Source organism: Vibrio salilacus (assembly GCF_002811245.1).
Taxonomy (GTDB): Bacteria; Pseudomonadota; Gammaproteobacteria; order Enterobacterales; family Vibrionaceae; genus Vibrio; species Vibrio salilacus.
In genome coordinates, this window is sequence record NZ_NIVQ01000017.1 from 32,942 (window position 1) to 51,304 (window position 18,363).

At 45.8% G+C, this 18,363-nt stretch carries 32 protein-coding genes; 27 read left to right on the plus strand and 5 right to left on the minus strand.

Annotation, left to right across the window (positions count from 1 at the left end; translation table 11 throughout):
- The first annotated feature begins 3 nt into the window (after window positions 1-3).
- The 26 genes from rplD (at window position 4) to rplQ (ending at window position 12,690) form a co-directional block, all read left to right on the plus strand.
- The gene (gene rplD, locus CDZ87_RS12190; RefSeq protein WP_038175167.1) at window positions 4-606 is read left to right on the plus strand and encodes a 50S ribosomal protein L4; all 603 of its coding nucleotides are present in this window, start codon (window positions 4-6) and stop codon (window positions 604-606) included.
- Window positions 603-905, plus strand: coding sequence for a 50S ribosomal protein L23 (gene rplW, locus CDZ87_RS12195; protein WP_038175168.1), 303 nt, complete (start codon window positions 603-605; stop codon window positions 903-905). Before rplD ends, rplW begins: the two co-directional genes overlap by 4 nt.
- 16 nt (window positions 906-921) lie before the next feature.
- Window positions 922-1,746 carry a 50S ribosomal protein L2 gene (gene rplB, locus CDZ87_RS12200; RefSeq protein ID WP_100753805.1) on the plus strand — a complete coding sequence of 275 codons (825 nt, stop codon included), beginning with the start codon at window positions 922-924 and terminating at the stop codon, window positions 1,744-1,746.
- A gap of 21 nt (window positions 1,747-1,767) precedes the next feature.
- Window positions 1,768-2,046 (plus strand): 30S ribosomal protein S19, encoded by a 279-nt coding sequence (rpsS, locus tag CDZ87_RS12205; protein WP_004745876.1) that lies wholly within the window; start codon window positions 1,768-1,770, stop codon window positions 2,044-2,046.
- Between the two features lie 10 nt (window positions 2,047-2,056).
- Entirely contained in the window at window positions 2,057-2,389 is a 333-nt protein-coding gene (gene rplV / locus CDZ87_RS12210) for a 50S ribosomal protein L22 (protein ID WP_038175171.1), read from the plus strand.
- Window positions 2,390-2,406: 17 nt separating this feature from the next.
- Window positions 2,407-3,105 carry a 30S ribosomal protein S3 gene (gene rpsC, locus CDZ87_RS12215; protein WP_038175172.1) on the plus strand — a complete coding sequence of 233 codons (699 nt, stop codon included), beginning with the start codon at window positions 2,407-2,409 and terminating at the stop codon, window positions 3,103-3,105.
- A gap of 11 nt (window positions 3,106-3,116) precedes the next feature.
- Complete coding sequence (gene rplP / locus CDZ87_RS12220; RefSeq protein WP_038175174.1) at window positions 3,117-3,527, plus strand: 50S ribosomal protein L16; 411 nt, start codon at window positions 3,117-3,119, stop codon at window positions 3,525-3,527.
- Window positions 3,527-3,718: a 50S ribosomal protein L29 gene (rpmC, locus tag CDZ87_RS12225; RefSeq protein ID WP_011078825.1), complete on the plus strand. Its 192-nt coding sequence runs from the start codon at window positions 3,527-3,529 to the stop codon at window positions 3,716-3,718. The genes rplP and rpmC overlap by 1 nt, the downstream gene beginning before the upstream one ends.
- Window positions 3,718-3,972, plus strand: a complete 255-nt coding sequence (gene rpsQ, locus CDZ87_RS12230) for a 30S ribosomal protein S17 (RefSeq protein WP_100753806.1) — start codon at window positions 3,718-3,720, stop codon at window positions 3,970-3,972. Before rpmC ends, rpsQ begins: the two co-directional genes overlap by 1 nt.
- A 162-nt stretch (window positions 3,973-4,134) precedes the next feature.
- Entirely contained in the window at window positions 4,135-4,506 is a 372-nt protein-coding gene (gene rplN / locus CDZ87_RS12235) for a 50S ribosomal protein L14 (RefSeq protein ID WP_004410450.1), read from the plus strand.
- Between the two features lie 12 nt (window positions 4,507-4,518).
- Entirely contained in the window at window positions 4,519-4,836 is a 318-nt protein-coding gene (gene rplX / locus CDZ87_RS12240; protein WP_038175177.1) for a 50S ribosomal protein L24, read from the plus strand.
- A 23-nt stretch (window positions 4,837-4,859) separates the two neighbouring features.
- Window positions 4,860-5,399 carry a 50S ribosomal protein L5 gene (gene rplE / locus CDZ87_RS12245; protein ID WP_100753807.1) on the plus strand — a complete coding sequence of 180 codons (540 nt, stop codon included), beginning with the start codon at window positions 4,860-4,862 and terminating at the stop codon, window positions 5,397-5,399.
- A gap of 17 nt (window positions 5,400-5,416) precedes the next feature.
- Window positions 5,417-5,722 (plus strand): 30S ribosomal protein S14, encoded by a 306-nt coding sequence (rpsN, locus tag CDZ87_RS12250; protein ID WP_038175180.1) that lies wholly within the window; start codon window positions 5,417-5,419, stop codon window positions 5,720-5,722.
- Window positions 5,723-5,751: 29 nt separating this feature from the next.
- On the plus strand, window positions 5,752-6,144 hold the full coding sequence (gene rpsH / locus CDZ87_RS12255; RefSeq protein ID WP_038175182.1) for a 30S ribosomal protein S8: 393 nt from the start codon (window positions 5,752-5,754) through the stop codon (window positions 6,142-6,144).
- A 13-nt stretch (window positions 6,145-6,157) separates the two neighbouring features.
- On the plus strand, window positions 6,158-6,691 hold the full coding sequence (rplF, locus tag CDZ87_RS12260; RefSeq protein WP_038175184.1) for a 50S ribosomal protein L6: 534 nt from the start codon (window positions 6,158-6,160) through the stop codon (window positions 6,689-6,691).
- A 9-nt stretch (window positions 6,692-6,700) separates the two neighbouring features.
- Window positions 6,701-7,054: a 50S ribosomal protein L18 gene (gene rplR, locus CDZ87_RS12265; RefSeq protein ID WP_038175185.1), complete on the plus strand. Its 354-nt coding sequence runs from the start codon at window positions 6,701-6,703 to the stop codon at window positions 7,052-7,054.
- A gap of 14 nt (window positions 7,055-7,068) precedes the next feature.
- Entirely contained in the window at window positions 7,069-7,572 is a 504-nt protein-coding gene (rpsE, locus tag CDZ87_RS12270) for a 30S ribosomal protein S5 (protein ID WP_038175186.1), read from the plus strand.
- Between the two features lie 7 nt (window positions 7,573-7,579).
- Window positions 7,580-7,756 (plus strand): 50S ribosomal protein L30, encoded by a 177-nt coding sequence (gene rpmD / locus CDZ87_RS12275; RefSeq protein WP_000201159.1) that lies wholly within the window; start codon window positions 7,580-7,582, stop codon window positions 7,754-7,756.
- Between the two features lie 5 nt (window positions 7,757-7,761).
- A complete protein-coding gene (gene rplO / locus CDZ87_RS12280; protein WP_038175188.1) occupies window positions 7,762-8,196 on the plus strand; it encodes a 50S ribosomal protein L15 in 435 nt (144 codons plus the stop codon).
- 20 nt (window positions 8,197-8,216) lie between these two features.
- Window positions 8,217-9,551, plus strand: coding sequence for a preprotein translocase subunit SecY (gene secY, locus CDZ87_RS12285; protein ID WP_038175190.1), 1,335 nt, complete (start codon window positions 8,217-8,219; stop codon window positions 9,549-9,551).
- A gap of 39 nt (window positions 9,552-9,590) precedes the next feature.
- Entirely contained in the window at window positions 9,591-9,704 is a 114-nt protein-coding gene (gene rpmJ / locus CDZ87_RS12290) for a 50S ribosomal protein L36 (protein ID WP_000868186.1), read from the plus strand.
- Window positions 9,705-9,852: 148 nt separating this feature from the next.
- Window positions 9,853-10,209, plus strand: coding sequence for a 30S ribosomal protein S13 (gene rpsM, locus CDZ87_RS12295; protein ID WP_005435100.1), 357 nt, complete (start codon window positions 9,853-9,855; stop codon window positions 10,207-10,209).
- Between the two features lie 20 nt (window positions 10,210-10,229).
- The gene (rpsK, locus tag CDZ87_RS12300) at window positions 10,230-10,619 is read left to right on the plus strand and encodes a 30S ribosomal protein S11 (protein WP_001118870.1); all 390 of its coding nucleotides are present in this window, start codon (window positions 10,230-10,232) and stop codon (window positions 10,617-10,619) included.
- A 27-nt stretch (window positions 10,620-10,646) separates the two neighbouring features.
- Window positions 10,647-11,267, plus strand: a complete 621-nt coding sequence (gene rpsD / locus CDZ87_RS12305) for a 30S ribosomal protein S4 (RefSeq protein ID WP_038175192.1) — start codon at window positions 10,647-10,649, stop codon at window positions 11,265-11,267.
- A 23-nt stretch (window positions 11,268-11,290) separates the two neighbouring features.
- Window positions 11,291-12,283 (plus strand): DNA-directed RNA polymerase subunit alpha, encoded by a 993-nt coding sequence (locus CDZ87_RS12310; RefSeq protein WP_038175193.1) that lies wholly within the window; start codon window positions 11,291-11,293, stop codon window positions 12,281-12,283.
- 26 nt (window positions 12,284-12,309) lie between these two features.
- The gene (gene rplQ / locus CDZ87_RS12315; protein ID WP_004410405.1) at window positions 12,310-12,690 is read left to right on the plus strand and encodes a 50S ribosomal protein L17; all 381 of its coding nucleotides are present in this window, start codon (window positions 12,310-12,312) and stop codon (window positions 12,688-12,690) included.
- A gap of 115 nt (window positions 12,691-12,805) precedes the next feature.
- Here the strand turns inward: rplQ and bamJ are convergent, their stop codons facing one another.
- Window positions 12,806-13,426, minus strand: a complete 621-nt coding sequence (bamJ, locus tag CDZ87_RS12320; RefSeq protein ID WP_038175196.1) for a BamJ family beta-barrel-assembly machinery protein — start codon at window positions 13,424-13,426, stop codon at window positions 12,806-12,808.
- A gap of 230 nt (window positions 13,427-13,656) precedes the next feature.
- On the opposite strand from bamJ, the gene CDZ87_RS12325 reads away from it, so the two are divergent.
- Window positions 13,657-14,232 (plus strand): LysM-like peptidoglycan-binding domain-containing protein, encoded by a 576-nt coding sequence (locus tag CDZ87_RS12325; protein ID WP_100753808.1) that lies wholly within the window; start codon window positions 13,657-13,659, stop codon window positions 14,230-14,232.
- On the opposite strand, the gene CDZ87_RS12330 is transcribed toward CDZ87_RS12325, so the two are convergent.
- The 4 genes from CDZ87_RS12330 to cpdB form a co-directional block, all read right to left on the minus strand.
- Complete coding sequence (locus CDZ87_RS12330) at window positions 14,178-15,080, minus strand: DMT family transporter (RefSeq protein WP_245834706.1); 903 nt, start codon at window positions 15,078-15,080, stop codon at window positions 14,178-14,180. The genes CDZ87_RS12325 and CDZ87_RS12330 overlap by 55 nt on opposite strands.
- Window positions 15,070-15,522: a GNAT family N-acetyltransferase gene (locus CDZ87_RS12335; protein ID WP_100753810.1), complete on the minus strand. Its 453-nt coding sequence runs from the start codon at window positions 15,520-15,522 to the stop codon at window positions 15,070-15,072. The genes CDZ87_RS12330 and CDZ87_RS12335 overlap by 11 nt, the downstream gene beginning before the upstream one ends.
- A gap of 70 nt (window positions 15,523-15,592) precedes the next feature.
- Window positions 15,593-16,156, minus strand: coding sequence for a Crp/Fnr family transcriptional regulator (locus CDZ87_RS12340; RefSeq protein ID WP_100753811.1), 564 nt, complete (start codon window positions 16,154-16,156; stop codon window positions 15,593-15,595).
- Between the two features lie 106 nt (window positions 16,157-16,262).
- Window positions 16,263-18,224 carry a 2',3'-cyclic-nucleotide 2'-phosphodiesterase gene (gene cpdB, locus CDZ87_RS12345; RefSeq protein WP_100753812.1) on the minus strand — a complete coding sequence of 654 codons (1,962 nt, stop codon included), beginning with the start codon at window positions 18,222-18,224 and terminating at the stop codon, window positions 16,263-16,265.
- Window positions 18,225-18,363 lie beyond the last annotated feature (139 nt).

The window sequence follows — 18,363 nt, forward strand, 5'->3', positions numbered from 1 at the left end:
GTAATGGAACTAATGGTTAAAGGTGCTGATGCACTAACTGTTTCCGAAACTACTTTCGGACGTGAGTTTAACGAAGCTCTTGTACACCAAGTAGTTGTAGCGTTTGCTGCAGGTGCTCGTCAAGGTACTCGTGCTCAGAAAACACGTTCAGAAGTTTCTGGCGGTGGCGCTAAGCCATGGCGTCAAAAAGGTACTGGCCGTGCGCGCGCTGGTACAATCCGTAGCCCAATCTGGCGTACAGGTGGTGTTACTTTTGCTGCGAAACCACAAGATCACAGCCAAAAAGTAAACAAAAAAATGTACCGTGGTGCTATGAAGAGCATTCTGTCTGAGCTAGTTCGTCAAGAGCGTTTAATCGTTGTTGATAACTTCTCAGTAGAAGGACCAAAAACGAAAGAGCTTGTAGCTAAGCTGAAAGAGCTTGAGCTAACTGATGCGCTTATCGTGACTAGCGAAGTAGATGAAAATCTATTCCTAGCAGCTCGTAACCTATACAAAGTTGACGCTCGTGACGTAGCTGGTATTGACCCAGTTTCACTAATCGCGTTCGACAAAATTGTAATGACTGCTGATGCAGTTAAACAAGTTGAGGAGATGCTAGCATGATCACTGAAGAGCGTATCCTAAAAGTTCTACGTGCACCGCACATCTCTGAAAAAGCGACTATGGCCGCTGAGAAAGCGAACACTATCGTTTTCAAAGTAGCTCAAGACGCTACTAAAAAAGAGATCAAAGCAGCTGTAGAAAAGCTATTTGAAGTTGAAGTTAAGTCAGTAAATACCCTTATCACTAAGGGTAAGACCAAACGTCAAGGTCTACGCCAAGGTCGCCGCAGCGACGTTAAGAAAGCGTACGTTACTTTGAAAGAAGGTCAAGATCTTGACTTCGTTGGCGGCGCGGAATAACAGGAGTAGTTGAGAAATGGCTATTGTTAAATGTAAGCCGACTTCCCCTGGTCGTCGTCACGTTGTTAAAGTTGTTAACGCTGACCTACACAAGGGTAAGCCATACGCACCTCTTCTAGAGAAAAACTCTAAGAATGGTGGTCGTAACAACAACGGTCGTATTACAGTACGTCACATCGGCGGTGGTCATAAGCACCACTACCGTGTCATTGACTTCAAACGTACTAAAGACGGTGTTCCAGCGAAAGTTGAGCGTCTAGAATACGATCCAAACCGTAGTGCTAACATCGCTCTAGTTCTGTACGCAGACGGTGAGCGTCGTTACATCCTAGCACCTAAAGGTGTTAACGCGGGTGATGCTATCCAGTCAGGTGTTGATGCACCGATTAAAGCTGGTAACGCACTTCCAATGCGTAACATCCCAGTAGGTTCAACTGTACATAACGTTGAACTTAAGCCTGGTAAAGGTGGTCAGCTAGCTCGTTCGGCTGGTGCGTATGCTCAAATCGTTGCTCGCGACGGTTCATACGTAACTATCCGTCTACGTTCTGGTGAAATGCGCAAAGTTCTATCTGAAGGCCGTGCAACCATCGGCGAAGTTGGTAACTCTGAGCACATGCTACGTGAACTTGGTAAAGCTGGCGCAAACCGCTGGCGTGGTGTTCGTCCTACCGTTCGCGGTGTGGTAATGAACCCAGTAGATCACCCACACGGTGGTGGTGAAGGCCGCACTTCTGGTGGTCGTCACCCAGTATCACCTTGGGGTCAGCCTACTAAAGGCTTCAAGACTCGTAAGAACAAACGCACCGACAAGTACATCGTACGTCGTCGTAATAAGTAATCTATATAAAGAGGAATCGCCATGCCACGTTCTCTCAAGAAAGGTCCATTTATTGACCTACACTTGCTGAAGAAGGTAGAGAAAGCGGTGGAAAGCGGAGACAAAAAGCCTATTAAGACTTGGTCCCGTCGTTCAATGATCATCCCTACGATGATCGGTTTGACCATCGCTGTCCATAATGGTCGTCAGCACGTACCAGTTTTTGTAACCGAAGAAATGATCGGCCACAAACTGGGCGAATTCGCACCAACACGTACTTACCGCGGCCATGTCGTGGATAAGAAAGCTAAGAAGCGTTAGGGAGTAGATGATGGAAGCACTAGCTAAACATAACTTTGCTCGCATTTCGCCTCAGAAAGCTCGCTTAGTTGCGGACCAAATTCGTGGAAAATCTGTAGACCAAGCTCTAGAAATCCTGACATTCAGCAACAAAAAAGCGGCTGATCTGATCAAGAAAGTTCTAGAGTCTGCTATCGCTAACGCGGAGCACAATGAAGGTGCAGATATTGACGATCTAAATGTCGCAAAAATCTTCGTAGATGAAGGCCCTATCATGAAGCGTATTATGCCTCGTGCTAAAGGTCGTGCGGATCGTATCTTGAAGCGTTCAAGCCACATCACTGTTGTTGTAGCAGACGCTTGAGACTAGGAGAGTAAGCAATGGGTCAAAAAGTACATCCTAATGGTATTCGTCTAGGCATCGTTAAGCCTTGGAATGCTACATGGTTTGCTAACACCAAAGATTTCGCTGACAACCTAGACGGCGACTTCAAGGTACGTCAGTTCCTTACAAGCGAACTGAAAAAAGCATCTCTTTCACGTATCATTATCGAGCGTCCTGCTAAGAGCATCCGTGTGACTATTCACACGGCTCGCCCAGGTGTTGTTATCGGTAAGAAAGGTGAAGACGTAGAGAAACTACGCGCAGCTGTAGCTAAAATTGCAGGTGTACCAGCACAGATCAACATCGCTGAAGTACGCAAGCCAGAGCTAGATGCTCAGCTTGTTGGCGACAGCATCGCGTCTCAACTAGAACGTCGTGTGATGTTCCGTCGTGCTATGAAGCGCGCGGTACAAAACGCAATGCGTCTAGGTGCTAAGGGTATCAAAGTACAAGTAAGTGGTCGTTTAGGCGGCGCTGAAATTGCACGTGCTGAGTGGTATCGTGAAGGCCGTGTGCCTCTACACACTCTACGTGCTGACATTGATTACGCAACTTCTTCGGCTCACACCCAATACGGTGTAATCGGCATTAAAGTTTGGATCTTCAAAGGTGAGATTCTAGGCGGTATGCCAGCAGCTAACGCTGTAGAGCCTAAAGGCGACAAGCCTAAGAAGCAGCGCAAAGGCCGTAAGTAAGGAGTCGACAGATGCTACAACCTAAACGTACTAAGTTCCGTAAGGTTATGACTGGTCGTAACCGTGGTCTAGCTAAAGGTACTGATGTAAGCTTCGGCGAATTCGGTCTTAAAGCTATTGGCCGTGGTCGTCTGACTGCTCGTCAAATCGAAGCGGCACGTCGTGCAATGACACGCCACGTTAAGCGTCAAGGTAAAATCTGGATCCGTGTGTTCCCAGATAAGCCTATCACAGAAAAACCACTTGAAGTTCGTCAGGGTAAGGGTAAAGGTAACGTTGAGTACTGGGTAGCCCAAATCCAACCTGGAAAGGTGATGTACGAAATGGGTGGTGTACCTGAAGAATTGGCGCGTGAAGCGTTCCGCCTTGCGGCTCGTAAACTGCCATTCAAAACTACATTTGTAACTAAGCAGGTGATGTGATGAAAGCACAAGATCTACGCGAGAAGAGCGTTGAAGAGCTTAACTCTGAGCTATTGAATTTGTTGCGTGAACAGTTCAACTTGCGTATGCAAGCTGCGACTGGTCAACTACAGCAAACTCATACTCTGAAAGCTGTACGCCGTGATATCGCACGTGTGAAAACTGTTTTGACTGAAAAGGCAGGCGCATAATGAGCGAAGTAAAACGTACTCAACAAGGTCGTGTTGTTAGCGACAAGATGGATAAGTCTATCACTGTTGCTATCGAGCGTTTCGTAAAACACCCAATTTACGGTAAGTTCGTAAAACGCACGACTAAAGTACACGCACACGATGAGAACAACCAATGTGGCCTAGGCGACAAAGTTGAAATCGTAGAGTGTCGTCCACTGTCTAAGACTAAGTCTTGGGCTTTGGTAAAAGTTTTAGAAAAAGCGAAGATGTAATCTTCTCTATTCTATAGCTAGAACGGCTCCAAAAAATATTTTGGAGCCGTTTATTTTTTGACTACCCAATTATAAAAAAGGGTGGTACAATTCGCGTCCCTTTTAAAGAGGCAGCCCGACCCGTGAGGGTCTAGTTTTTTTATATATTAGCGGAGCACTAACATGATCCAAATGCAAAGTATGCTGGACGCAGCTGATAACTCAGGCGCTCGCAGCGTAATGTGTATTAAGGTTCTGGGTGGCTCTCACCGCCGTTATGCACATATCGGTGACGTCATTAAAGTTACTGTTAAGGAAGCAATTCCTCGCGGTAAAGTTAAAAAAGGTGACGTTCTGAAGGCGGTGGTAGTTCGCACCCGTAAAGGCGTACGTCGTCCAGACGGTTCTGTCATTCGCTTCGACCGTAATGCTTGCGTATTGTTGAATGACAATACTGAGCAACCAATCGGTACACGTATCTTTGGTCCTGTGACTCGCGAACTTCGTGGCGATAAGTTCATGAAGATCGTTTCACTGGCTCCAGAAGTTCTGTAAGGAGCACGTAAGATGGCAGCTAAAATCCGTCGTAATGACGAAGTAATCGTTCTTGCTGGTAAAGATAAAGGCAAGAAAGGTAAAGTAACTAAGGTTCTAGCAACCGGTAAAGTTATCGTTGAAGGTATTAACCTTGTTAAGAAGCATCAAAAACCTGTTCCAGCTCTAGGTATCCAAGGCGGTATCGTTGAGCAGGAAGCAGCAATTGACGTTTCTAACATTGCTATTTTCAACGCAGCTACTGGTAAAGCTGACCGTATCGGTTTCCGTTTCGAAGATGGTAAGAAAGTTCGTTTCTTTAAGTCTAACGACGAAATCGTTTCTAACTAATAGAAGTAATTTGGAGTTCTACTATGGCGAAACTGCATGATTACTACAAGTCGTCTGTAGTCGCTGAACTTGCCAAAGAGTTCGGCTACACAAGCGTCATGCAAGTCCCTAGAGTCGAGAAAATCACCCTAAACATGGGTGTTGGTGAAGCAATCAACGACAAGAAACTGCTAGAAAACGCAGCAAGTGATATGGCAACGATCTCAGGTCAAAAGCCACTTATCACTAAAGCACGTAAATCTGTTGCAGGTTTCAAAATCCGCGAAGGCTACCCTATCGGTTGTAAAGTAACCTTGCGTGGCGAACGTATGTGGGATTTTCTTGAGCGTTTAATTAATATCGCTCTTCCACGAGTACGTGACTTCCGTGGCGTTAGCGCTAAGTCTTTTGACGGTCGCGGTAACTACAGCATGGGCGTTCGCGAGCAAATCATCTTCCCGGAAATCGACTTTGATAAAGTTGATAAAGTACGCGGTCTAGACATCACTATTACGACGTCTGCTGCTACTGATGAGGAAGGCCGAGCTCTGCTGGCTGCCTTTAACTTCCCATTCCGTAAGTAAGGTGAAGGGTTACTGTTATGGCTAAAAATTCAATGAAAGCGCGCGAAGTAAAACGCGCGAAACTTGTAGCTAAGTTCGCTGAAAAGCGTGCAGCGCTTAAAGTTATCATTAGCGATGTAAACGCATCTGAAGAAGATCGTTGGAATGCAGTGCTTAAATTGCAATCTCTTCCACGTGATTCAAGTGCATCACGTCAGCGCAACCGTTGCAACCAAACTGGTCGTCCACACGGTTACCTACGTAAGTTCGGTCTCAGCCGTATTAAAGTTCGTGAAGCTTGCATGAAAGGCGAGATTCCTGGACTTCGTAAGGCTAGCTGGTAATTGCCACTTAATCATTTGGAGTAAATCATATGAGCATGCAAGATCCGATTTCGGATATGCTGACCCGCATTCGTAACGGTCAAGCAGCAGACAAAGTCTCTGTTAAAATGCCTTCTTCAAAGCTTAAAGTTGCAATTGCTGCACTACTAAAAGCTGAAGGTTACATCGTTGACTTCGCTGTTGAAGGCGAAGCAAAACCTGAGCTAGAAGTTACTCTTAAGTACTTCCAAGCTAAACCGGTAATCGAGCAAATCAAACGTGTTTCTCGTCCAGGTCTACGTGTTTACAAGAAGAAAGATCAACTTCCTTCTGTAATGGGTGGTCTTGGTGTTGCCGTCGTTTCAACTTCCAAGGGTCTGATGTCAGACCGAGCTGCACGCAAAGCAGGTCTTGGCGGTGAAATCATCTGTTACGTAGCTTAATAAGGAGTAGACTATGTCTCGTGTTGCTAAAGCACCTGTCGCTATTCCAGCTGGCGTAGAGGTGAAACTAAACGGCCAAGAAGTTACTGTAAAAGGTGCTAAAGGCGAACTATCTCGTGTTCTTAACGACGCAGTAGTTGTTGCTCAGGAAGAAAACAATCTTACTTTCGGTCCACGCGAAGGTGTTGCTAACGCATGGGCACAAGCAGGTACTGCTCGCGCTCTAGTTAATAACATGGTTGTTGGCGTTACTGAAGGCTTTACTAAGAAGCTAACCCTTAAGGGTGTTGGTTACCGTGCTGCTATCAAAGGCAACGCTGTAGGCCTAACTTTAGGCTTCTCACACCCAGTTGAGCACGAGTTGCCAGCGGGTATTAAAGCTGAATGTCCAAGCCAAACTGAAATCGTGATCACGGGTTGTGACAAACAACTTGTTGGTCAGGTTGCGGCTGACATTCGTTCTTACCGTGAGCCTGAGCCTTATAAAGGTAAAGGTGTTCGTTACGCAGATGAAAATGTGCGTACTAAAGAAGCTAAGAAGAAGTAAGGTAACACTATGGATAAGAAAGCATCTCGCATCCGTCGTGCTACACGCGCACGTCGTAAGATTGCAGAACTGGGTGCAACTCGCCTAGTAGTACACCGTACTCCTCGTCACGTGTACGCTCAGGTTATTGCAGCTAATGGCTCTGAGGTTATCGCAGCAGCTTCTACTGTAGAAAAAGCGATCCGTGAGCAAGTTAAGAACACTGGTAACATCGATGCAGCTAAAGCAGTGGGTAAAGCCGTTGCTGAGCGCGCTCTTGAAAAAGGCGTTGAAGCAGTTGCATTTGATCGTTCTGGTTTCCAATACCACGGTCGAGTGGCGGCGCTAGCAGAATCTGCTCGCGAAGCTGGTCTGAAATTCTAAGGTAGGGTTGGAAGATGGCTAAAGAACAACAAGTTCAAGCGAATGATTTGCAAGAAAAGCTAATCGCCGTTAACCGCGTTTCTAAAACGGTTAAAGGTGGTCGAATCATGAGCTTCACTGCACTAACAGTAGTTGGTGACGGTAATGGTCGTGTAGGTTTCGGTTACGGCAAAGCTCGTGAAGTACCTGCAGCGATCCAAAAAGCAATGGAAAAAGCACGTCGTAACATGACTACGATCGCGCTTAACGAAGGTACCCTTCACCACCCAGTGAAAGGTCGCCATTCGGGCTCTAAAGTTTACATGCAGCCTGCTGCTGAAGGTACTGGTGTTATCGCAGGTGGTGCGATGCGTGCAGTACTAGAAGTTGCTGGTGTACATAACGTACTATCTAAAGCATATGGTTCTACGAACCCTATCAACATCGTTCGTGCTACGATCGATGCTCTAGGTAGCATGAAGTCACCTGACATGGTTGCTGCTAAACGTGGTCTAACTGTTGAATCTATTTCGGAGTAAGAACACCATGGCAACTATTAAAGTAACTCAGACTAAAAGCTCAATTGGTCGCCTACCTAAGCACAAAGCTACTTTGCGCGGTTTAGGCCTTCGTAAAATCAATCATACAGTAGAACTTGAAGATACTCCGTGTGTACGCGGCATGATCAACAAGGTTTACTACATGGTTAAAGTTGAGGAGTAATCAGAATGCGTTTGAATACTCTATCACCAGCAGCTGGTGCTAAAACTACCGCTAAGCGTGTAGGTCGTGGTATCGGCTCTGGCCTAGGTAAAACTGGTGGCCGCGGTCACAAAGGTCAAAAGTCACGTTCTGGCGGTTCTGTCCGTCCAGGTTTTGAAGGCGGTCAGATGCCTCTAAAACAACGTCTACCTAAATTCGGTTTCACTTCTCGTAAGAGCCTAGTGTCTGCTGAAGTTCGTCTAGCTGAGCTAGCGAAGGTAACAGGTGACGTTGTAGATCTAAACAGCCTTAAAGCTGCGAACGTTATCACTAAGAACATCGAATTTGCAAAAGTTGTTCTATCTGGTGAAATTAACAAAGCAGTGACTGTTAAAGGTCTACGTGTGACTAAAGGCGCTAAAGCTGCAATCGAAGCTGCAGGCGGCAAAATCGAGGAATAATCTCGAGGAACGAGGTACAGATGGCTAAGAAACCAGGACAAGATTTTCGTAGTGCTCAGAGCGGCTTAAGTGAGCTAAAGTCGCGCTTATTATTCGTAATTGGTGCACTTTTAGTATTCCGAGCAGGCTCTTTCGTGCCGATTCCTGGTATTGACGCAGCTGTACTTGCCGATTTGTTCGAACAGCAAAAAGGGACCATCGTAGAAATGTTTAACATGTTCTCCGGTGGTGCTCTTGAGCGTGCATCTATATTAGCGTTGGGCATCATGCCGTATATTTCGGCATCTATTGTTGTCCAATTGCTAACTGTAGTTCATCCAGCGTTAGCTGAACTCAAAAAAGAGGGTGAAGCAGGCCGTCGTAAGATAAGCCAATATACACGCTACGGCACGCTTGTACTTGCAACATTCCAAGCGATTGGTATTGCAACAGGCCTACCAAACATGGTCGATAATCTGGTTGTTATCAACCAAACCATGTTTACGCTTATTGCAACCGTAAGTTTAGTAACCGGTACCATGTTCCTAATGTGGCTAGGTGAACAAATTACAGAGCGCGGAATCGGTAATGGTATTTCGATACTCATTTTTGCAGGTATTGTTGCTGGATTGCCATCTGCAATCGGTCAAACAATCGAGCAAGCGCGTCAAGGTGAATTGCATGTACTTCTTCTGTTGTTGATTGGTGTACTTGCTTTTGCAGTTATTTACTTCGTTGTGTTCATGGAGCGCGGTCAACGTCGAATCGTCGTTAACTACGCAAAGCGTCAACAAGGTCGTAAAGTATTTGCTGCGCAAAGCACTCACTTGCCACTTAAAATTAATATGGCAGGTGTTATTCCAGCAATCTTCGCATCAAGTATTATCCTGTTCCCAGGAACATTGGCGCAGTGGTTTGGTCAAAATGGTGAGAGCAGCGCGTTCGGTTGGTTAACTGACGTGTCTTTGGCTCTTAGCCCAGGTCAACCTCTGTATGTAATGCTTTATGCAGCAGCGATTATTTTCTTCTGTTTCTTTTACACGGCGTTGGTATTCAACCCGCGTGAAACAGCAGATAACTTGAAGAAGTCAGGTGCATTCGTACCCGGCATCCGCCCAGGTGAACAGACAGCTAGGTATATTGATAAAGTAATGACGCGTTTAACCCTAGCGGGTGCGCTTTACATTACCTTTATCTGTCTGATTCCTGAGTTCATGATGGTCGCGTGGAACGTACGTTTCTACTTCGGCGGTACATCACTACTTATCGTAGTGGTTGTTATTATGGACTTTATGGCACAGGTACAGACTCATCTGATGTCCCAACAGTATGATTCTGTGTTGAAGAAGGCAAATCTGAAAGGGTACGGTCGTTAATCCGACAGTAGTCTCAGATTTCATCTACGGAGTTTAGCAATGAAAGTTCGTGCTTCCGTTAAAAAAATCTGCCGTAACTGTAAAGTTATCAAGCGTAACGGTGTCGTTCGTGTGATTTGCAGTGAGCCAAAGCATAAACAACGCCAAGGCTAATAAGCAGAAATTTTTACTTGAAATATAAGGTAGTGTCGAGTATATTTCCCGGCCTACCTTTTGCGTGCAAAAGAAGTAGTACTCCGCAGCGTATCCTAAACGGGCTTTGCTGCGGCTAATTCTTTTATGAAACACTATGGAGTGAATAATGGCCCGTATAGCAGGCATTAACATTCCTGATCAGAAACATGCTGTGATTGCACTAACGTCAATCTACGGCATCGGTAAAACTCGCTCTCAAGCTATTCTAGCTGAAGTGGGTATTGCTGAAGATGTTAAGATCAGTGAACTAACTGAAGAGCAGATCGATCAACTGCGTGATGGTGTAGCTAAATACACTGTAGAAGGTGATCTACGTCGTGAAGTATCAATGAACATCAAGCGCCTTATGGACCTTGGTTGTTACCGTGGTCTTCGTCATCGTCGCAGTCTACCACTACGTGGACAGCGTACTAAAACCAATGCTCGCACCCGCAAGGGTCCGCGTAAGCCGATCAAGAAATAATCGGGAAGGTATAGAGTACAATGGCTAAACAACCAACTCGCGCTCGTAAGCGCGTACGCAAGCAAGTAGCAGATGGCGTAGCGCACATCCATGCTTCTTTCAATAACACAATCGTAACCATCACTGACCGTCAAGGTAATGCTCTTGCATGGGCTACTGCCGGTGGTTCAGGTTTCCGTGGTTCTCGTAAGTCTACTCCGTTCGCTGCACAGGTTGCTGCTGAACGTTGTGCTGAAATGGCTAAAGAATACGGTCTAAAGAACTTGGAAGTTATGGTTAAGGGTCCAGGTCCAGGTCGCGAATCTACAGTTCGTGCACTGAACGCTGCTGGTTTCCGCATCACTAACATCGTTGATGCTACACCAATCCCTCATAACGGTTGTCGTCCACCTAAGAAACGTCGCGTATAACGTTTTTTAGAACACTGGAGAAAGATCATGGCAAGATATTTGGGTCCTAAGCTGAAGCTTAGCCGTCGCGAAGGTACTGACTTATTCCTTAAGTCTGGTGTACGCGCGATCGATACCAAGTGTAAAATTGATAACGCACCAGGTGTACACGGCGCTCGTCGCGGTCGTCTATCTGAGTATGGCGTTCAGCTTCGTGAGAAGCAAAAAGTACGTCGTATGTACGGCGTTCTAGAAAAACAATTCCGTAACTACTACAAAGATGCTGCACGCCTTAAAGGCAACACGGGTGAGAACCTACTTCAGCTTCTTGAAGGTCGTCTTGATAACGTGGTTTACCGCATGGGCTTTGGTGCAACTCGCGCAGAAGCACGTCAGCTAGTTAGCCATAAAGCTATCCTAGTTAACGGTAAAGTTGTAAACATTCCTTCTTTCAAAGTTGCGGCTAATGACGTTGTTTCTATCCGCGAGAAAGCTAAACAGCAATCTCGTATTAAAGCGGCTCTAGAAGTTGCTGAACAACGTGAAAAACCAACTTGGATTGAAGTAGATGGTAGCAAGATGGAAGGAACATTCAAGCGTATGCCTGAGCGTTCAGATCTGTCTGCTGACATCAACGAACAATTGATCGTCGAGCTTTACTCTAAGTAAGGTTAAACTAAAGAGAGGACACAATGCAGGGTTCTGTAACAGAATTTCTTAAGCCGCGTCTTGTTGACATCGAACAAGTCAGCACGACTCACGCAAAAGTAACTCTTGAGCCATTAGAGCGTGGTTTTGGCCATACTCTTGGTAATGCACTTCGCCGTATTCTTCTATCTTCTATGCCAGGTTGTGCTGTAACAGAAGTAGAAATTGAAGGCGTACTTCATGAGTACAGCACTAAAGAAGGTGTTCAAGAAGATATTCTTGAAATCCTTCTAAACCTTAAAGGTTTGGCTGTACACGTTGCCGAAGGCAAAGATGAAGTGTTCATTACTTTGAATAAATCAGGCTCGGGCCCTGTGGTTGCAGGTGACATCACCCATGATGGTGATGTAGAGATCGCTAACCCTGAACACGTTATTTGTCATCTAACTAATGACAACGCTGAGATCGCAATGCGTATCAAAGTTGAACGTGGTCGCGGTTATGTTCCGGCTTCAGCTCGTATCCATACTGAAGAAGATGAGCGTCCTATTGGTCGCCTACTGGTTGACGCTACGTACAGCCCAGTGGATAAAATTGCTTATTCTGTTGAAGCGGCTCGTGTAGAGCAGCGTACAGACTTAGACAAGCTTGTCATCGATATGGAAACGAACGGTACACTAGACCCTGAGGAAGCAATCCGTCGTGCAGCTACCATCCTAGCTGAACAACTGGATGCGTTCGTAGATCTTCGTGATGTACGTGTACCTGAGGAGAAGGAAGAGAAGCCAGAATTCGATCCGATCCTACTGCGTCCTGTAGACGATCTTGAACTAACAGTTCGCTCTGCTAACTGTCTAAAAGCAGAAGCGATTCACTACATCGGTGATCTTGTACAGCGTACTGAGGTTGAGCTACTTAAAACGCCTAACCTTGGTAAAAAATCTCTTACAGAGATTAAAGACGTACTTGCATCACGTGGTCTGTCTCTGGGCATGCGCCTAGAAAACTGGCCACCAGCGTCTATCGCTGAAGATTAATCGATAATAGTTAGAAGGATTAGGTCATGCGCCATCGTAAGAGTGGTCGTCAACTCAACCGCAACAGCTCACATCGTAAAGCGATGTTTAGCAACATGGCTAGCTCTCTAGTACGTCATGAAGTTATCAAGACTACATTGCCAAAAGCAAAAGAGCTACGTCGCGTAGTTGAGCCTTTGATTACACTAGCTAAGACTGACAGCGTTGCTAACCGTCGTCTAGCATTTGCACGTACTCGTGACAACGAAGTAGTTGCAAAACTATTTAACGAACTAGGTCCACGTTTTGCTGCTCGTCAGGGCGGTTACACTCGTATCCTAAAAGCTGGTTTCCGTACTGGTGATAAAGCTCCAATGGCTTACATTGAGCTTGTCGATCGCCCAGCTGCTGAAGAAGCTGCTGAGTAATCAGGTTCGTATGAACGAAAAAACCGAGCATTAGCTCGGTTTTTTTGTGCCTGAATTCTGGGTATAAAAACGGCGACACATTGGTCGCCGTTTAAATGTGTTAATTTGCGAAAAATTAAAGGATGTCGAGTAGTTCTACTTCGAACACTAGCGCTGCAAATGGAGGGATAGCTGCACCTGCGCCGCGCTCACCATAGGCAAGATCTTGTGGGATGTAGAGTTTCCATTTAGAACCTACAGGCATTAGTTGAAGTGCTTCTACCCAACCTTTGATAACACCTGTTACAGGGAATTCAGCAGGTTGGCCACGTGAAACAGAACTGTCGAATACAGTACCGTCTGTTAGTTCGCCGTGGTAGTGAACGCGAACTTGCTTATCTGAAGTTGGGATTTCACCAGTACCTTCAGTGATCATTTCGTACTGTAGACCAGACTCAAGAACCGTTACTTCTGGACGTAGAGCATTGTCTTTTAGGAACGCTTCTCCGTCAGCGGCAGCAACTTTAGCGGCTTCTTGACGTGATGATTCCATACGAGTGTGAAGTTCTTGTAGTGCAGCGTTGATTTCATCCACTTCAATTGCTGGCTGTTCACCAACAAGTGCAGTTGCGATACCAGCTGCGATAGCGTCAACGTTAAGACCTTCTAGACCAGAACCAGCCAGTTGCTGACCCATTTGTAGACCGATACCGTAGCTTGCTTTTTGCTCTACAGTGTCAAATTTTACTTCAGACATGGTGTCTCTCTATTTATGGTGTATAAAGTGCCAAGGATACCAGTTATGCGCTTATGATGAAATGGTCGATGGGTATTCGAGTGTGGTGTTACAGGCTGAGATCTGTCTCTCTTTTTAACCACGTTTCGGTCAAATTTGACTGCGTTATCACTATCAATCAATAAAATTCCTATACTGATAGCGGCTTGGTTTTTATACTTAGAATAACGCCGATTTGGAGACAAGGTGCGATGAACCGTAGAAAGAAGAACAGGCAACAGAAAGTGGATTACGTTGAGATGGTAAAGGCAAAGCTCAACTCCGTTGACTGGTCAGCTACCAAGCAGCGGGTCGTAGGGAAGTGGCACATACTACCAAAACTTCATCAGCGCGCATTAATGGTACTGATACCGATATTGGTTATTTTACTGATAATTCCAGCACCTAAACCTGATGCTGCTAGTGATTCTCCTCAGCCATCAGCGACTCAGCGTGTCAATGTGGATATCAACACGCGCAGTTTGAGCGAGCAAAACAGTGCCCCCAAGAAGTCACAGACTTCAGCAGATGCTTGGAAAGAGTATCAAGTGCAAAATGGCGATACCTTAGCACAGGTTTTCCGTAGTAATGGATTAGCGATGGCAGACTTAAACGCACTGGTTAAAGTTGAAGGTTCTGATAAACCGTTAAGCTACATCAAACAAGGCCAACTGGTGCGATTTAAATTGGCGGACAACGGTCAGCTCGATATCCTGCAGCTTGAAAAAAACAATCAGTCAGTGATGTTTTTCCGCTTGTCAGACGGCGGTTTTGGTCGCAGCAAGTAACGTAGAAATTGCCAAGGCATTAGGGGGATAATAATCATTGTTATCCCGAGTGCCGTCATCCAGTCTGGAATCTCATCAAACCCAATCACGCCAAACAACACCACGAAGATTAGCCCTGAGTTTTCAGCTATTGCAATCTGTCCGGCAGGCGCCTTTCGATAAGCCATCACAGCTAAACCGTTATAAAACAATATTAAACTCGCACTGGCGACGATAAGTGTCAAATGACTAAGTGAAATCGGTGTCCAATAGATAAAAGCCAGCAGGGCTGACACAGGCAATGAAAGTAACGACGTCCAGAAAAGGGTACTGATCACGCTCTGATTGCTGGGTAGTTTACGTGCGGTCAGGTTAAATAGCGCCAGAGTTAGCGTTGTGCCCAGCGCAAAAAGGGCGGCCCAATGGAATTCTGAAGGACGCAAGACCACAATCACACCGATAAAACCAAAGATGGAGGCGATCCAGCGCTGTAGCGACGTTTTTTCATCCAGTAGTAACACGGCCAACGGCAGCATCAATAGTGGCGCGGCATAGAACACGGCATTGGCAGTCGCTAACGTTAGATGAGTAATTGCCACCACCATACAAGCGCTACCGATGATGATCAGATGGGCACGGAATAAATTGAGTCTGGGGTTGTGAAGTTGTTTGTTGCTTGGTGCTTGTCGCCACCACAAAGGTAAAATCACTACAGTGGCAATCAATTGGCGCAGAAACACATATTGAAACGTAGAGACTTGGCCATCAAGCAACTTAACGGCTACATCTGACAGTGATGCAGCCAAGTTCCCGATCACCAATAGTAGAATGGCGCTATAAGTCGCTGAGGCAACCACGCTATTGCTCAAGCTTCATGTCGATGTGGGGAATATCATCTTCAAGGTACATCGGTGACGTTTGGACAAAACCATGCCGCTGATAAAAGTTTGCGAGATGTTGTTGTGCGCCGATTTCAATGCTCTCATTTGGCCACAGTGTTTGACAGCTTGCGATGGCTTGTTTAATGAGTTGGTGACCTAAACCGCCGCCGCGTTTGCTCGCTAGTGTCGCCACTCGACCAATGCTGCTGTTAGGGTAACTAACGCCTTTAGGTAGCAAACGCGCATATGCGACTAATTGTTTATTTTGGTAGCCAAGAAGATGGTAAACCCCTGCTTGATGATCTTTATCATCAAGCTCAGGGTAAGGGCACGTCTGCTCAACGACGAAAACATCGACCCTGAGTTTTAGCAGCTGATAGAGCTCGGTGGTGTCAAGCTGTGAAAAAGGAATGAGTTGCCAATCGATCATATTTGCTTTGCCTTAATGCTGTGTTTAGCGCGAATGTAGCAACTCACTTCAAGTTCGACATTAACAATTGTTAACTTTGAGCGCGCTTTTTGATACGACTCAAGCTGATCGATGTAATTCCCAAGTAAGCGGCAATTTGATAGTCATTGAGCCGCGAGAGTAGATGAGGAAAGTGCTGACAAAACAGTGCATAACGTTCCTCTGGACTGTAAAGCAACATAAAGCGTTCTTTGTTCTCTTTATGCATTAATTGAGTTTCGAGTAACTTAAGATAAAGGCTCTGTTTTTCAGCGCGCCAAATTCGTAACGTTTCAAGCGGTAAAGCGATCATCGAGCAGGGGGTTAAAGACTCAAGTAAATAGGGGGAGGGTTGCTGTTTGATTAAGCTTTCGAAACCAATAATCCAATCGTTTTCCCAATAAAACTCTTTGCTGAACTCTTTGCCTTTCTCGGTCAGGTAAGCGGAGTGACAAATTCCATCAAGTAAGAAATAGATCGCTTGGGCCATTTGTCCCTGATGCAGCAAAATGTGGCGAGTGGGCAGCTCAATAAGCTGGGCAGATTGGCACAGTTGGTTTATTTCACATGAGTGAAAACCGTATTCTGAGAGTTGCTGCTTAAAGCTGTCTAACATGGTTGCAGTCTGATTGGAGGAAGGTGAGCTGATTCTAACCGATTTTATGCCATCAGAAAGATAAAAAAGCCGCGAACAGAGTCGCGGCTTTTGGCGTACTTAAAGACTATTTTTGTAAGTCAATTTGGTAGACCGCAAAGCCGACATCGTCAGTGGCGACGCGCTTCATTGGATATTGGCCTTTTTGCTCGATAAATTGTGCTGCTTTATCGCTCGGTGAGGTTTCAAAGCGAATATCGAGAGCCTTATCTGATTGGATCGGTGCAAATGACCAGTTGTTATCCGCACTTGGTGTGACTTGGCCTTTCTCTTGGCTAACACGACTAATGTAAGCTGCGATAACGGAGCGGTTTTCATCTGGTGAGTCGAACGCGACAAAGTCAGAGCCAGTTCCTGGGAACTTGTTGCTGTAAGCGCGGTAGTTATTGGTTGCGATAATGAAGTCTTGCTTGGTATCGATAGGTTTACCTTGGTAAGTCAGATCAACAATACGCTCTGCATCTTGGTTGATGACTTTACAGTTACCATCGTACTTAGCAGGCTTAGTGACATCAATCTGATAGTTGACCCCATCGATTACATCAAAGTTATACGTACGGAAACCATCCCAATCAATCAGTTGTTGAGGTGCGCTACTGTTCACGTCGATTTGTTTGAACTGACCTGCGGTGCATTCCAACCACTTTTTAACTTCTTTACCCGTTACCTTCATCGCCACCAGCGTGTTCGGGTAGAGGTAAAGATCGGCAGCGTTGCGGAAAGTTAACTGACCAGACTCAACTTCGGTAAAGTTACCTGGATCATTCTTACGACCGCCAGCTTTAAATGGTGCGGCGGCGGAGAGCACGGGGATATCGGCCAAGTCAGGATCACCCTGAATAAAGCGCTCGACATAATCTTTTTGCGCTAAGTTAACGATCTGAACCGTTGGATCATCTTGCACCAAGGCCAAGAAGCTGTACATCACATCGTTGGCTTTACCAATCGGTTGGTTAACAAAATCACGCGTGCCTTTGTGGTCGGCTTCAAGCACTTTTACCATCTCCGTATCGGCGTCAACGAGCGGTTTCTTGGTGGCTTTATCAAAGATTGGGCGTGCTTGCGATTGGCTTTTAACCACTGTCCATTTGCCATCTTGCTCTTTAAGCTCAAGGTCAATCACACCAACATGACTGCCCCAGCGGCCAGGCATGACTGCCGCGACGCCATTGATAGTACCTGCTTGGTTGTCGACGCCTTGGATATTATCAAAGCCTTTACCTGGGAACACCGCGTGGGAATGACCAAAAGCAATCGCATCGATGCCATCGACTTCTGCTAGGTAGTAGGTTGAGTTCTCGGCGCCCACTTTATGGGGATCAGAAGATACTCCAGAGTGTGGAATCGCAACGATAACGTCTGCCCCCTCTTTTTTCATCTGAGGGACAAGTTCTTCAGCCGTCTCTTTGATGTCTTTTGCAAACACTTTGCCTTCGAGATTTTTCTTATCCCAAACCATGATCTGTGGTGGAACAAAGCCGATGTAACCTACTTTGATTTCGTGCTCAGCACCGTCAACGTCTTTAAAAGTGTGTGACTTGATCATGTAAGGCTTGAAATAGTGCTCGCCGGTTTTTTTATCGAATACGTTAGCATTGACGTATGGGAAATCTGCGTCATTAATCGTTTCTGCGAGGAACTCTAAACCGTAATTAAATTCGTGGTTACCGATGTTACCGACGTCGTAGTTCAATTGGTTCATCGCTTTGTAGACTGGGTGAACTTCGCCAGCGTTGATGCCTTTTGCAGCGATGTAATCTCCCATCGGGCTGCCTTGAATCAAGTCACCGTTATCAACCAAGACACTATTTTCTACTTCAGCTCGAGCTTGCTTGACGAGGGTTGCGGCGCGAGTAAGGCCGATTTTTTGCGATGGTGTGTCTTTGTAGTAGTCATAATCCATTACGTTGGTGTGAATATCAGTCGTTTCGACAATACGAAGTTTGATCGTATCTGCCATTGTAGGACCAGCCATGGTCAGCATTGCGCCGAGGATGGCAAGAGACAGAGGTTTCACTACTACTTTCATTTTGAGCTCCGATAACGTTTAGTTAGACGCTGCATAATGTAACAAAACTTAATGAAACAATAATTTCATTCAGCGACAAAGTGTGACGTGAAGCGCCGGACATGAACTGATCTGTCGGTAATCTCTCAAAAACGCTCAG